This window comes from Streptomyces sp. OR43 (genome assembly GCF_008042275.1).
Taxonomy (GTDB): Bacteria; Actinomycetota; Actinomycetes; order Streptomycetales; family Streptomycetaceae; genus Streptomyces.
This window is the reverse complement of record NZ_RDBK01000043.1, coordinates 1,328,835-1,342,586: the sequence shown is the minus strand read 5'-3', so window position 1 is coordinate 1,342,586 and position 13,752 is coordinate 1,328,835. Positions and strand designations below refer to the sequence as shown.

11 protein-coding genes and 1 pseudogene are annotated in these 13,752 nt (G+C 72.3%); 11 read left to right on the top strand and 1 reads right to left on the bottom strand.

The window, feature by feature from the left end:
• Positions 1-84: 84 nt before the first annotated feature.
• The gene (locus tag EAO72_RS24515) at positions 85-762 is read right to left on the bottom strand and encodes a copper chaperone PCu(A)C (protein WP_148019404.1); all 678 of its coding nucleotides are present in this window, start codon (positions 760-762) and stop codon (positions 85-87) included.
• 713 nt (positions 763-1,475) lie between these two features.
• Here EAO72_RS24515 and EAO72_RS24505 point away from each other — a divergent pair.
• The 11 genes and pseudogenes from EAO72_RS24505 to EAO72_RS24455 all read left to right on the top strand — a co-directional run.
• Positions 1,476-1,958: a CarD family transcriptional regulator gene (locus tag EAO72_RS24505; protein WP_006380568.1), complete on the top strand. Its 483-nt coding sequence runs from the start codon at positions 1,476-1,478 to the stop codon at positions 1,956-1,958.
• Between the two features lie 486 nt (positions 1,959-2,444).
• Entirely contained in the window at positions 2,445-3,191 is a 747-nt protein-coding gene (gene ispD / locus EAO72_RS24500) for a 2-C-methyl-D-erythritol 4-phosphate cytidylyltransferase (protein ID WP_148019403.1), read from the top strand.
• Complete coding sequence (ispF, locus tag EAO72_RS24495; protein WP_148019402.1) at positions 3,181-3,693, top strand: 2-C-methyl-D-erythritol 2,4-cyclodiphosphate synthase; 513 nt, start codon at positions 3,181-3,183, stop codon at positions 3,691-3,693. The genes ispD and ispF overlap by 11 nt, the downstream gene beginning before the upstream one ends.
• Positions 3,694-3,818: 125 nt before the next feature.
• Positions 3,819-4,412, top strand: coding sequence for a GNAT family N-acetyltransferase (locus tag EAO72_RS24490; RefSeq protein ID WP_148019401.1), 594 nt, complete (start codon positions 3,819-3,821; stop codon positions 4,410-4,412).
• Between the two features lie 27 nt (positions 4,413-4,439).
• The gene (locus EAO72_RS24485; protein ID WP_148019400.1) at positions 4,440-5,960 is read left to right on the top strand and encodes an ABC transporter substrate-binding protein; all 1,521 of its coding nucleotides are present in this window, start codon (positions 4,440-4,442) and stop codon (positions 5,958-5,960) included.
• Between the two features lie 4 nt (positions 5,961-5,964).
• Positions 5,965-7,722, top strand: a complete 1,758-nt coding sequence (locus EAO72_RS24480; protein WP_148019399.1) for an ABC transporter permease subunit — start codon at positions 5,965-5,967, stop codon at positions 7,720-7,722.
• Positions 7,719-8,987, top strand: a complete 1,269-nt coding sequence (locus EAO72_RS24475; protein WP_148019398.1) for an MFS transporter — start codon at positions 7,719-7,721, stop codon at positions 8,985-8,987. The genes EAO72_RS24480 and EAO72_RS24475 overlap by 4 nt, the downstream gene beginning before the upstream one ends.
• A complete protein-coding gene (locus tag EAO72_RS24470) occupies positions 8,984-9,388 on the top strand; it encodes a PPOX class F420-dependent oxidoreductase (protein WP_148019397.1) in 405 nt (134 codons plus the stop codon). Before EAO72_RS24475 ends, EAO72_RS24470 begins: the two co-directional genes overlap by 4 nt.
• A gap of 114 nt (positions 9,389-9,502) precedes the next feature.
• Positions 9,503-10,906, top strand: a complete 1,404-nt coding sequence (gene cysS / locus EAO72_RS24465) for a cysteine--tRNA ligase (RefSeq protein WP_148019396.1) — start codon at positions 9,503-9,505, stop codon at positions 10,904-10,906.
• Positions 10,907-10,988: 82 nt separating this feature from the next.
• Entirely contained in the window at positions 10,989-11,945 is a 957-nt protein-coding gene (gene rlmB, locus EAO72_RS24460; RefSeq protein WP_148019395.1) for a 23S rRNA (guanosine(2251)-2'-O)-methyltransferase RlmB, read from the top strand.
• Positions 11,946-12,253: 308 nt separating this feature from the next.
• Positions 12,254-13,466: pseudogene (locus tag EAO72_RS24455) on the top strand (DoxX family membrane protein); the annotation flags it as partial.
• Positions 13,467-13,752: the final 286 nt, after the last annotated feature.

Below are 13,752 nucleotides of genomic sequence, written 5' to 3'. Positions count from 1 at the left end.
GGGCGACAGGGCAGCAGGTGTGGCTGAGGCGCCTCCCGGWCCGGGAGGCGCCTCAGCCACACCTGCTTGTCGTGCGGGGTGCGGTCAGCCCGGCTGCTGGGAGTCGGACGCCGCGTCGCTCGGGGTGGTGGTGTCGCCTTCCGAGGCCGGGGCCGAGGGGCTGCCGGTCGAGGCGCCCGGGGTCTCGGACGCGGAACCGGTCGGCGTCGCCTCGGGCGAGTTCTCCGGCTTCTTCGGGGTCTGGGGCAGCGCGCTGGGGCCGAAGCCCTTGAAGTAGCCGGTGGCGGGCACGACGGAGGCGCCGAGCGGGATGTCGCCGGTCCGGCTGAACTTGAAGACCAGCGGCTGCACGTCGCCGTTCCGCGTGGCCTCGTGGCCGTTCTCGATCACGGCGGAGGCGTTGCCCTTGCCGCCGAGGATCACCCGGCCGCCGGCCGGTACGACGACCGGTCCCGAACCCTTGGCGGCGTGCAGCTCCACGGAGCCGCTGCCACCCGTCAGGGTGATGGCGTCGAGCGTCTCCGCCTGGGTGCCGGTGTTGAACAGCGTGGCGGTGACCGAGGCCGGGCCTTCGGCGCCGTGCTCCGGCTGGGTGACCACGTTGGCGTTCTGGATCTTGATGTCGCCGGACGACGTGGCGGCGTTGTCAGGCCTGACTTCGAGCGTCTGCGCGTTCTTGCCGGCTCCGCATGCGGAGAGCGCGGCGATCGAGAACACGATGGCAGTGGCGGCGAGGGCGCCGTGTCGAAGGCTGCGGCTCACGGCGGCGGCAACTCCTTGAACGAGCGGACTTACGGACGGGGTCGGGCGAGCGGTGTAAAGCCGCCCTAAGGGTGTGTCAGCGGCCAGGTTACCGAGCCGCCGTCCCCGCCCCGCACCCGACCCGCCCCTGACAGCCCGGGGGATCCTCGCCCGACGGTCCGGGAGATCGCGGGCCGGCGGGCGCGAGATCATTCGCACGCCGTTCACATAACGCGCTTGATCAATTCCGCCACGTGTTCCGTCACCTGTTCCGCGGCGCCTTCCGTCACCTGTTCCGCCGCACGTGACCTGATGTTCCTCCCGCGCTTCGTGTCCCTGTTCAGCCGCTGTTCAAGGGGCTGTGGCGCATTCATTGCACATAATCCTCACGGTGTCCGGCGTTGATCAATTTCATTGCCCACCGGTACTGCCGCCGCCGCTAACCGCCGTACGGGTGATCCATCTCCGAACGGAGTACGGAATGTTCATCATCCGGAACCCGGCAAAACGGGACGTCTCGTCACTTCCGAGCGGGTTCCGGCCGGTGTGACGTCCGTGTTTCTCCTCGCCCGCACAGCGGCTCCGACCTGCGAATACCGTCCTCCGCGAGCCTTCCGCAGCACGTCCGTGTTGCAGTTGTCAAGCCCCGAGATATGCCCTGACCTGCGAAAACGCCATTCAGGAGAAGCTGTTCTCGTGTTACTCTTGATAGCCACGGAAGGGGTACCTGTCACATGACGTTCAAGGTTGGCGACACCGTGGTCTATCCCCATCACGGGGCCGCGCTGATCGAGGCTATCGAAACTCGCCAGATCAAAGGCGTGGACAAGACCTACTTGGTGCTCAAGGTCGCTCAGGGCGACTTGACGGTGCGTGTACCGGCGGACAATGCGGAGTTCGTAGGTGTGCGCGACGTAGTCGGGCAGGAAGGGCTGGACCGGGTCTTCGAGGTGCTGCGCGCGCCGTATGCCGAGGAGCCGACGAACTGGTCCCGACGCTACAAGGCAAATCTCGAGAAGCTCGCATCCGGTGATGTCATCAAGGTCGCGGAAGTCGTGCGTGACCTGTGGCGTCGTGAGCGCGAGCGCGGTCTCTCCGCAGGTGAGAAGCGCATGCTCGCCAAGGCGCGCCAGATCCTGGTGAGTGAGCTCGCTCTTGCGGAGAACACGAACGAGGACAAGGCCGAGGCTCTTCTTGACGAGGTCCTCGCGTCCTGAACCGGATCGCACCGGTCGTAAATAATGTGCCGCGGTGCCCGCTGACCAGCCGTTTTCACGGTGTGTCGTCGGGCGCTGCGGCATGTCCGGCTGGGCGCGTATCCGGGTTCATGGGCGGCTGCGGTTACTTCCGCACTTCCGACTGCGGTGGGTCCAGCCCTGTCATGTCCGGCCGCGGCGCGGTGGCGTCCGGGCGGCGCATCCGGTCCGGCGGACGCCTGCGGAGGGCGTGGCCGTGGCCTGATGAAACCGGATGTTCTCCCCGATGCGCCGATGCGTTGGCCTCATCGACGATCCCCCGGTACTTTGCTCGCGATCTTGTGAAGTCGACGTGTGAGGCCGATCCCGAGCGGCCGGGGTGGTACCCGTCTCGCCCGGGGTCACGGAAAGGGTCCCGGTCGAGTCATGGCGTAGCGCCCGGCTCGCTTGTGGCCATACCCACGTCGGCCGTGGAGACAAACATGCCGATGCTTCGGAGTGCAACCGATGTCTGATCAATCGCGTCCTCACCGCACCGCCGCCGTGATTCCCGCGGCCGGCCGCGGCGTACGGCTCGGCCCGGGCGCCCCCAAGGCGCTCCGCGCGCTGGGCGGGACGCCCATGCTCATCCATGCCGTACGGGCCATGGCGGCCTCCCGTCATGTGTCCCTGGTCGTGGTCGTCGCGCCGCCGGACGGGGCGCCCGGGGTGAGGAGCCTGCTCGACGAGCACGCCCTGCCCGAGCGCACCGACTTCCTGGTGGTGCCCGGCGGCGCGACCCGGCAGGAGTCGGTGCGGCTCGGCCTCGACGCGCTGCCCGAGGACATCGGTGTCGTCCTCGTCCACGACGCAGCCCGCCCGCTCGTGCCCGTCGACACGGTCGACGCGGTGATCGAGGCCGTACGCGACGGGGCGCCCGCCGTCGTCCCCGCGCTGCCGCTCGCCGACACCGTCAAGGAGGTCGAGCCCGGGGCGCCGGGGGAGCCCGAACCGGTGCTCTCCACGCCGGTGCGGGCCCGGCTCCGTGCGGTGCAGACCCCGCAGGGCTTCGACCGCGACACGCTGATGCGGGCCCATGAGGAGGTCGCCGTCAGCGGCGAGGGCGCGACCGACGACGCGGGCATGGTCGAGCGGCTCGGGGCGCCCGTCGTGGTCGTTCCCGGCCACGAGGAGGCGTTCAAGGTGACCCGGCCGCTGGATCTGGTCCTGGCCGAGGCGGTTCTCGCACGCAGGAGGGCGAACGATGGCTTCTGAGACGTACGAAGGGGGTGCCGCGCCCGTGATCCCGCTCGTCGGGATCGGCACGGACATCCACGCGTTCGAGGAGGGCCGCGAGCTGTGGTGCGCGGGTCTGCTGTGGGAGGGCGAGGGCCCGGGCCTCGCCGGCCACTCCGACGCCGACGTCGTCGCGCACGCCGCCTGCAACGCGCTCTTCTCGGCCGCCGGTCTCGGCGACCTCGGGCAGCACTTCGGCACCGGGCGCCCCGAGTGGTCCGGCGCCGCGGGCGTCACGCTGCTGACCGAGGCGGCCAGGATCGTCCGGTCCGAGGGCTTCGAGATCGGCAACGTGGCCGTCCAGGTCGTCGGCGTACGTCCGAAGATCGGTAAGCGGCGCGACGAGGCGCAGAAGGTCCTGTCCGCCGCCGTGGGCGCGCCCGTCTCGCTCTCCGCCGCCACCTCCGACGGGCTCGGCTTCACCGGCCGGGGCGAGGGCATCGCCGGCATCGCGACGGCGCTCCTCTACCGCACCGGCTGACCCGGCCGACGCCGCTCCGGGGGCCTGACCTGGCAGTCCCCGGAGCCCCCCACCTTGTTGCACATCACTTGCACGTACGCTGTTACGGCAATGACGTGGCGCGCAAGGGACGGTGAAGCTCCGGGATGAGCACGACGACGATCGCTCCGGTACGGGCCGAGGCCGGCGGGTACGTCGTGCGCACCGCCGGGCCGCCGGACATCGGCGGCGCGCGCGCCGTCATGCTCGACACCGTCTACCGCGACCTGCGCTCCGGTTACGTACCGCGCTGGCACGCCGACATCATCGACCCCGAGGCCGCCTATCTGCGCCCCGCGCGCTGCACGCTGCTGGTGGCCGAGCGCGATGGCGAGATCGTCGCGACGGGTGCCGTACGGGACCGGGGTCCGCAGGCGCCGCCCAATCCGCGGTGGGTCGCCGACCGTTTCCCGTCCGGCACCACCGCCCAGCTCTGCCGTATCTACGTCGCGCCGGAGCATCGCAGGCGCGGCCTCGCGCGCCGGATGGTGCGCGAGCTCCACGACTTCGTCGTGCGGGCCGGCGGGTACGAGGCGATCTATCTGCACACCGATCCCGCCGTGCCGGGTGCCGAGCCGTTCTGGCGGTCGCTGGCGCGGGAGGTGTGCGACGAGCGCGCGCTGCCGGACGGCGGCCAGGGCATCGTCCACTTCGAGCTGCCGCTGCCTCCGGAAGTGCCGCAGCCCCTCCATTCCAAATGACAATCATTTTCATATAAGGTCGTTGCCATGCCCACGCCCCGACGCCGTCGCTCCGTGCTGCCGCTGACCCTGTCCGCGACCGCCCTCCTCGTCCCGCTCGCCACCGCCTGCTCCGGCGGCACCTCCGACGGCGCCGCGGCCGGCGGGCAACGCCTCCGGGTCGTCATGGCCTTCCCGCCCGCCCAGGCCATGTCCCCCTACGGCGACGACGCCGTCACCCTCAGCCGCCTCGCGGTCATCGAGGGACTCACCACCCTGGACCGCGACGGCACGGCGAAGCCCGCGCTCGCCGCCTCCTGGAAGCGCCACAGCGCGAAGGAATGGACCTTCACCCTGCGCGAGGCCACCTTCCACGACGGCACGAAGGTCGAGCCGGCCGCCGTCGTCCGCTCACTGACCGCAGCGGAGAAGGCGTCACCGAAGCCCCGCGTCCTGTCCGACACCGGCCTCACCGCCACCGCCGAGGGCGCCGACACCGTACGGATCGTGACCGACCGGGCCGACCCGCTGCTGCCCCAGCGCCTCGCCAACCCCTCCCTCACGATCCTGTCCGCCGCCGCCTACACCGGCGGCAGGGCCGACCCGGCCGGACACGCCACCGGCCCCTTCGCCCTCGCCGCGGTCAAGGGCGCCGTCAGCGCCACGCTGGAACGCAACGACACCTACTGGGGCGCCAAGGCCAAGGCCCCCGGCGTCGACGTCACGTTCGTCGCCGACGGCACCGCCCGCGCCAACGCCCTGCGCACCGAGGCCGTCGACGTCGCCGAGTACGTACCGATCTCCCAGGCCTCCCTCCTCGGCGACGGGCTCGTCCACGAGTTCCCCTCCGCCCGCACCAACGGCCTCTCCCTCAACACCGCGACCGGAGCCTTCGCCGACCCCGCGATGCGCGCCGCAGCCCGCGAGGCCATCGACTCCAAGGCCCTCGTCAAGGCCGTCTACGAAGGCCGCGCCGACACCGCACAGGGCCTCCTCGGCCCGGGCGTTCCCTGGGCCGCGGGCGTGCGCACCACCCCCGTCGGCCGGACGAAGGCCGCCGGCAAGGCACAGGTCGCGAGGACGAAGGAGATCGTCCTCGCCACCTACACCAACCGGCCCGAACTCCCCGAGGTCGCCACCGTCGTCCAGCAGCAGCTCAGCAAGCGCGGCTTCACCGTCAAGCAGGTCGTCCGCGACTACGCCCAGCTGGAGGCCGACGCCCTCGCCGGGAAGTACGACGCCTTCATCCAGGCCCGCAACACCCTCCTCGACACCGCCGACCCGGTCTCCTACCTCGCCTCCGACTTCACCTGCGACGGCAGCTTCAACATCTCCCAGCTCTGCGACCAGCGCGTCGACGCCGACGTGGACAAGGCCGCGGGCGCCACCGCCCCCGACGCCCGCCACGCCGCCGCCGCGCGCGCCGAGGCCGACGTCCTCGGCACCGACGCCCTCGTACCGCTGCTCCACGAACGCTTCGTCCAGGGCTACGACGACAGCCGCGTCCGGGGCGTCTCCCTCGACCCGCTGGAACGCACCCTCATCACCGCGGACACCCGCCTCGGATGACCCGGTGAAACACCTGGCCGGCCGGCTCGCCGCACTCCTCGCGGTCGTCGCCGTCATCGGGCTGCTGCCCCGCCTGACCCGCACCGACCCCGCCCTCACGATCCTGCACGCCCGCTACGCCGACCGGCCGCCCACCCCCGGGACCCTGGACGCCATCCGCGCCGAGACCGGCCTGGACGGCGGTCCCCTCCAACTCCTCGGCGACTGGGCGGCCGGGCTCCCGCACGGCGACCTCGGCACCTCCTGGGTCTCCGGACAGCCCGTCGCGCCGGACGCGATACCCGCCCTCGGGGTCTCCCTCACCCTCATGGGCGCCTCGCTCCTGGTCGCCCTCCTGACCGCCGCGGCCCTCGCCGCCCGCACCCTGCGCCGCGGCGCACGCCACCGCAACGTCACCGCCGGTGCCGGCACCGGAGCCGCCGTCCTCGCCGCGCTCCCCGAATTCCTCATCGCCGCCGTCCTCGCCGCGGTCGTCGCCGTCCGGCTGGACTGGCTTCCCGCTCTCGGCTGGGGCACCCCCGAACAGACCGTGCTGCCCGCCCTCGCCATGGGCGTCCCCGCCGGCGCCCTCCTCGGCCGCCTCCTGGACGACGCCCTGCCCGCCGCCTTCGCCGAACCCTGGGCCCGCGCCGCCACCGCCGCCGGACTGCCCGGGCACCGCACCGCCCGCCACGCCCTGCGCCGCACCCTGCCCGGCCTGCTGCCCCAGCTCGGCCTGGTCGTCGTCGGACTCACCGGCGGAGCCGTAGCCGTCGAGACCCTCTACGCCATCCCCGGCCTCGGAGGCACCGCCCTGGCCGCCGCACTCGCCCAGGACCTGCCCGTCCTCCAGGCCTGCGTCCTGCTCCTGCTGCTCCTCGGCACCGCCGCCGGACTCGCCACCCGCCTCACCGCCCGCGCCCTCCTCGGCCCCGCCCTCGACGACGGCGCGCTGCCCGCACTCGTCCCGCCGGCCGCCCGCGCACGCCGCTCCCTGATCACCGGCGCACTCCTCCTCGCCGCGCTCTTCGCCGCCGTGACCCTCGCCGGCCTCCTGCGCGACCCGCTCCACATCGACGCCGCCGCCCGCCTCGCCGGACCCTCCGCCGCCCACCCCTTCGGCACGGACTCCCTCGGCCGCGACATCCTCGCCCGCCTCGGCCACGGAGCCGCCCGCACCGCCCTGACCGCCCTCGCRGTCTCCGCCGCCACCCTGCTCCTGGGCCTCGTCCTCGGAGCTGCGGGCGCCGGAGCACTGACCGAGACCGCCAACGCCCTGCCCGCGATCCTCACCGGCCTCGTCGTCGCCGGCATCGCCGGCCCCGGCCCCTGGAGCGCCGCGGCCGCCGTCACCGCCGTCGCCTGGGCACCCCTCGCCGCCCACACCGCCGCCCTGTACACCCAGGAACGCGCCGCCCCGCACCTCGCCGCCGCCCGGGTACTCGGAGCCGGGCGACTCCACCTCCTGCGCCGCCACCTCCTGCCCGGCGTCCTGCCCCCCGTCGCCCGCCACGCCGCCCTGCGCATCCCCGCCATCGCCCTGGCCCTCGCCTCGCTCGGCTTCCTCGGCCTCGGCACCGAGCCGCCCGCACCCGAATGGGGCCGCATGCTCTCCGAAAACCTCCCCTACGCCGAACGCGCCCCCTGGTCCGTCCTCGCCCCCGCCACCGCCCTCGCCGTCCTCGGCGCACTGGCCGCGCTCACCACAGCGGCGGTGCGGGGACGTGGAACCCGGAAGACAGCGGCGGAACGGGGCCGTGGAACCCGGAAGCACCCCGCATGAGCGCGGCCACCACGCCCTACCTCCGCCTCCTCACCACCACCCAGTTCGCCTTCAACACCGGCTTCTACGCCGTCCTGCCCTACCTCGCCACCCATCTCGGCACCGGGCTCGGCATGACCGGCTGGCTCATCGGCCTCGTCCTCGGGCTCCGTACCTTCAGCCAGCAGGGCCTCTTCGTCATCGGCGGCGCCCTCACCGATCGCTACGGCCCCCGCCCCGTCGTCCTCACCGGCTGCGCCCTGCGCATCGCCGGATTCGGCTGGCTCGCCTTCGCCGCGTCCACCGCCACCGTCATCGGCGCCGTGCTGCTCACCGGATTCGCCGCCGCGCTCTTCTCACCCGCCGTCGAATCCGAGACCGCCCGCGAAGCCGTCCGGCACGAACAGCAGACCGGCACCCCGCGCGCCCACGTACTCGCCCGGTTCTCCGCCGCCGGACAGGCCGGCGCCTTCCTCGGCCCCCTCCTCGGCTCGCTGCTCCTCCTCCTGGACGGCGGCTTCCGCGCCGCCTGCCTCGCCGGCGTCCTCGTCTTCGTCGCCGTACTCGCCGGACACGCCCGGCTCATGCCGCACCGCGATCCCGTCACCCGAACGGCCGTACGCACCACGGCCGCCGTACGACACGTCCTCACCCGGCGCCCGTTCCTGCTGCTCTGCCTCGCGTACAGCAGCTACCTCGTCGCGTACAACCAGCTCTATCTGTCGCTGCCCGCCGAGGTACAGCGCGCCACCGGGTCCCAGGCCGCCCTCGGCTGGTTCTTCGCCCTCTCCTCCCTCCTCGTCGTCCTCGCCCAGCTGCCCCTGACCCGCTGGTCCGCCCACCGGCTCGCCCCGCGCACCGCCCTCGTCACCGGGCTCGCCACCGTCGCCGCCGGATTCGCCGCCGTGCCGCTGACCCCGGCCGACCCCTCCGGACTGCTGCCCCCGGCCGCCCTCGTCGTCCTCCTCACCCTCGGCCAGATGCTCCTCGTGCCCGCAGCCCGCGGCCTCGTACCCGATCTCGTCGACGACCGGCATCTGGGCCTCGCCACCGGAGCGCTCTCCTCCGTCTCCGGCCTCGCCGTACTCGGCGGCAGCGCCGCCACCGGCGCCCTCCTCGACGCCCCCGCACCCGTCCGCTGGGCCGTCCTCGCCGCGGTCCCGCTGGCCGGGGCCGCCCTGGCACTGACCCTTCCGGTGGGTGCGGACGGGAAACAGGGACGAGGAGACGGAGGCGGGGTAGGCGTAGAGACATCACCGACCCGCTCAGGAGGACGTACGCCATGACCGCCGCACTCTCCGAAGACCTCAAGGCGCTGCTCGACACCCCGGTCTTCGTCACCGTCGCCACCATCCAGCCCGACGGCAGCCCCCAGGTGTCCCCGGTCTGGGTGAAACGGGACGGCGACGACGTCCTCATCTCCACCACCACCGGCCGCCGCAAGGAACAGAACCTCGCCCGCGACCCCCGCGTCTCCGTCGTCGTCCAGCCCTTCGACGCCCCGTACACCTACGCCGAGATCCGCGGCACCGCCACCCTCACCACCGAAGGCGGCCAGGAACTCATCGACGAGCTGTCACAGAAGTACACGGGCAAGAAGTACGCCGACTTCAACCCCGCCTCCGGCGCCGACGACCCCCGCGTCGTCGTCCGGATCACGCCCCGCAAGGTCGTCGGGAGCATCTGAGCCGTACCGGACGATCACCCCTCACGGCTCCGGCCCGCCCGGAGCCGTAACAACTGTCCACGCAATCCTCCAAGGGGTCGCAGGGCACTGGTGCGCGCCCACTACCCTTGAGGCGTGACTATTCGCCTGTACGACACCAGCGCCCGGCAGATCCGTGACTTCGTCCCGCTCACAGCGGGCTGTGTCTCGATCTACCTCTGTGGCGCGACTGTCCAGGCCGCCCCGCACATCGGGCACATCAGGTCCGGACTGAACTTCGACATCATGCGCCGCTGGTTCGCCTACCGCGGCTACGACGTGACGTTCGTCCGGAACGTCACCGACATCGACGACAAGATCATCAAGAAGTCGGCCGAACAGGGCCGCCCCTGGTGGGCCATCGGCTACGAGAACGAGCGCGCCTTCAACGACGGCTACGACGCGCTGGGCTGCCTGCCGCCCACCTACGAGCCCCGTGCCACCGGCCACATCACCGAGATGATCGAGATGATGCGCGGCCTCATCGAGCGCGGGCACGCCTACGCGGCCGACGGCAACGTCTACTTCGACGTCCGCTCGTTCCCCGGCTACCTGGAGCTCTCCAACCAGGACCTCGACGACCTGCGCCAGCCCTCCGGCGACGGCGAGACCGGCAAGCGCGACCAGCGCGACTTCGCCATGTGGAAGGCGTCCAAGCCGGGCGAGCCCAGCTGGGAGACCCCCTGGGGCCGCGGCCGCCCCGGCTGGCACCTCGAATGCTCCGCCATGGCGCACAAGTACCTCGGCACCGCCTTCGACATCCACGGCGGCGGCATCGACCTGATCTTCCCGCACCACGAGAACGAGATCGCCCAGGCCAAGGCCTACGGCGACGACTTCGCGAAGTACTGGGTGCACAACGGCTGGGTCACCATGTCCGGCGAGAAGATGTCCAAGTCGCTCGGCAACTCCGTCCTCGTCAGCGAGATGGTCAAGGCCTGGCGCCCCATCGTGCTGCGCTACTACCTCGGCACCCCGCACTACCGGTCGATGATCGAGTACAGCGAGGAGGCCCTGCGCGAGGCCGAGTCCGCGTTCGCCCGCATCGAGGGCTTCGTCCAGCGCGTCACCGAGAAGGCCGGCGAGACCGTCGCCCCCGCCTCCGAGGTGCCGCCGGCCTTCGCCGAGGCCATGGACGACGACCTGGGCGTCCCGCAGGCCCTCGCGGTCATCCACACCACCGTCCGCCAAGGAAACTCCGCCCTCGCCGCCGACGACAAGGAAGCCGCGGTCGCACGCCTCGCCGAGGTCCGTGCCATGCTCGGTGTCCTCGGCCTCGATCCGCTCGACGAGCACTGGGCCGGCGAGAGCGATCGCGGCGACGACCTCCACGGCGTCGTCGACACCCTCGTACGCCTCGTCCTCGACCAGCGCCAGTCCGCCCGGGCCCGCAAGGACTGGGCCTCGGCCGACGCCATCCGCGACCAGCTCAACCAGTCCGGGCTCGTCATCGAGGACAGCCCCACCGGACCACGGTGGACACTCGGCCCGCGCCAGTAGTCCTCCATGTGCCGCCCGGCCCGCCGGGCGGCACACTTTCACTTATACGTACGCACGTCTGAAGCAACGAAACAGGTAGGTCATGGCCGGGAACAGCCAGCGCAGGAACCGCCGCACGTCCAACAAGAAGGGCATGCAGGTCGGCAGCGGTGGCCAGCGTCGCCGTGGCCTCGAAGGCCGGGGACCGACGCCGCCCGCCGAGGACCGTAAGAAGCACAAGAAGAACCGCATCGCCACCGCCAAGGCCAAGCAGGCCGCCAACCGCCGCCCCGCCCCGCGGCGCGGCGGCGTCAAGGGCACCTCCGAAATGGTCGTCGGCCGCAACCCCGTCTTCGAGGCCCTGCGCGACGGCGTGCCCGCCACCACGCTGTACGTCCAGCAGTACATCGACAACGACGAGCGCGTCCGCGAGGCCCTCCAGCTCGCCGGCGCACGCGGCAACATCAACCTGATGGAAGCCCCGCGCCCCGAGCTCGACCGCATGACGAACGGCCTCAACCACCAGGGCCTCGTCCTCCAGGTCCCGCCGTACCAGTACGCGGAGCCGCAGGACCTCACCGCCGCCGCCTACGACAACGGCGAGGACCCGCTGATCGTCGCCCTCGACGGCGTCACCGACCCGCGCAACCTCGGCGCCATCGTCCGCTCCGTCTCCGCCTTCGGCGGCCACGGCGTGGTCGTGCCCGAGCGCCGCGCCGCCGGCATGACCGCCGGAGCCTGGAAGTCCTCCGCCGGCACCGCCGCCCGTACGCCCGTCTCCCGCGTCACCAACCTGACCCGGGCGCTGGAGGCGTACAAGAAGGAAGGCATCGCGATCGTCGGCCTCGCCGCCGACGGCGAGCACACGGTCGAGGACCTCGAAGCACTCGGCGGCCCCGTCGTCATCGTCATCGGCAGCGAGGGCAAGGGCCTCGGCCGCCTCGTCGGCGAGACCTGCGACTACCGCGTCCGCATCTCCATGCCGGGCGGCGCCGAGTCCCTGAACGCCGGCGTCGCCGCCGGCATCGTGATGTACGAGGTCGCGCGCCGCCGCGCCTGATCCGCTGCCGGGACGGGCCGCACGGCCCGTCCCGCAGGACCACCCGCACAGGCGGCGGCCGGCCGGGTCTGCGAGGGCCGGCATGGGGGCATCCTGGACCACCCGCACAGGCGGCGGCCGGCCGGGTCCGCGAGGGCCGCACCGGGGGCGCATCCGGTACCGCGCACGCCCCGGCGCACCCCACCACCCCCTGTTGACGGGCCTCGGACACTTCGGCACCGTCAAGGCAGTGTCCTAAACACACATCACTCGGTTAGATGAGTGTGGACACCAGAACGCCTCGGTTCGACGAACAACCCGCCCTGAGCATGGCCAAGGTGGACTGCGACCCCGCGCAGGTCATCGTCAACCACGCCAGCTTCCGGGTGCAGCTCGCCCCCGGCCAGCGCGCACGGCTGCGCGGTGTGGCACCCGCCGGAGCACCCAGGATCCCCGCCATGAGCGGCACCGGAACCGGACGCGGCCGACGCGCCCCCGTCGTATGGAGCGGCAGGTCCGCTCCGGGCGACCCCGGCGCCAGCGGACTCCTCCAGGCCGTACGGAACTCCACCGCGGGCCGGCCCGACACCGCGTACGACCCGTACGAGCCGTACGCCTCCTACGAGTTCGACAGCGGACACGGCGGCCCCGGCACCCAGGTCATCCCGCGCCTCGAAGAGACCCAGCCCAACCCCGTCATCACCGCCCCGCACCAGCCACGCCGCCCCGGCGGCCCGCTGCTGCCCCCCATGCGCCAGGCCGTCGGCGCCTACGACCCCGTCGAGCCCGGCCCGTACGACACCGCCGGACACGACCGCGACGCCTACGACGGCGACGACATCACCGACACCCGCGACCGCCGCCACGGCAGCGACACCGTCCGGCACGCGTACTACCCCGGCCGCCGCATGAACCTCGGCGTCGTCCTCCTGCCGATGCGTGTCTTCCTCGGCTTCATCTCCATCTACGCCGGCATGGGCAAGCTCTGCGACCCCGTCTACTTCGACGGCGGCGACCGCGGCTCCATGGTCAAGTGGCTGACCTCGCTCCACCCCTGGGCCCTCGCCGAACCCCTGCGCGACTTCGCCCTCTCCCACCCCGTCGGCGCCGGCCTGACCATCGCCTTCCTCCAGGTCGTCGTCGGCGTCCTCACCGTCCTCGGCCTGTGGCAGCGCGTCGCCGCCTCCATCGGCGCCCTCCTGTCGGCCGCCCTCCTGGTCACCGTCAGCTGGCGCACCGTCGCCGTCTACGACGCACCCGACATCATCTACCTCGCCGCCTGGAGCCCCCTGGTCATCGCGGGCGCCCCCGTCTACTCCGTCGACGGACGCCTCGCCGGAGAAGCCTGGCGCAAGCTCGGCCCCCGCTCCGAGATCTGGGACCTGCGCCGCCGCGTCCTGCGCCGCGGCGCCGTCGTCGCCACCGTCGTCGTCGGCCTCACCCTCCTCATCGGCTCCATGCTCGGCGGCGCCGTCCGCTCCACCGAGGTCGTCACCGTCCCCGGCCCGAACGGCGTCCCCACCAACCAGCTCCCCGGCACAACGGTCATTTCACTCCCGGACGTCAACACGGGATTCGAAAAGCCCACTCGAACCGTCCCTCGCGAGAGTGACGTAATGTCGCCAAATCATCACTGCCCGCTACGCTCGCTGCGTGACCCACACCGCGCGCCGTATCGGCCGAACTCTCGCTTTCGTCCTGCCTGTCGTCATGGTCCTGTCCGGGACCCTCGCGGTCACCGCCGTGCCGTGGGCAGCTCACAACTCCGAGTCGACGTTGCTCACCGCGTCGGCCCAGACCGTCTCCAAGCGCGCCAAGGCGCGTGCCC

Coding starts and splice junctions, on each gene's coding strand:
- EAO72_RS24490 (WP_148019401.1), top strand. CDS start 3,819: ATGAGCACGACGACGATCGCTCCGGTACGGGCCGAGGCCGGCGGGTAC.
- ispF (WP_148019402.1), top strand. CDS start 3,181: ATGGCTTCTGAGACGTACGAAGGGGGTGCCGCGCCCGTGATCCCGCTC.
- EAO72_RS24485 (WP_148019400.1), top strand. CDS start 4,440: ATGCCCACGCCCCGACGCCGTCGCTCCGTGCTGCCGCTGACCCTGTCC.
- EAO72_RS24475 (WP_148019398.1), top strand. CDS start 7,719: ATGAGCGCGGCCACCACGCCCTACCTCCGCCTCCTCACCACCACCCAG.
- EAO72_RS24470 (WP_148019397.1), top strand. CDS start 8,984: ATGACCGCCGCACTCTCCGAAGACCTCAAGGCGCTGCTCGACACCCCG.
- ispD (WP_148019403.1), top strand. CDS start 2,445: ATGTCTGATCAATCGCGTCCTCACCGCACCGCCGCCGTGATTCCCGCG.
- rlmB (WP_148019395.1), top strand. CDS start 10,989: ATGGCCGGGAACAGCCAGCGCAGGAACCGCCGCACGTCCAACAAGAAG.
- EAO72_RS24505 (WP_006380568.1), top strand. CDS start 1,476: ATGACGTTCAAGGTTGGCGACACCGTGGTCTATCCCCATCACGGGGCC.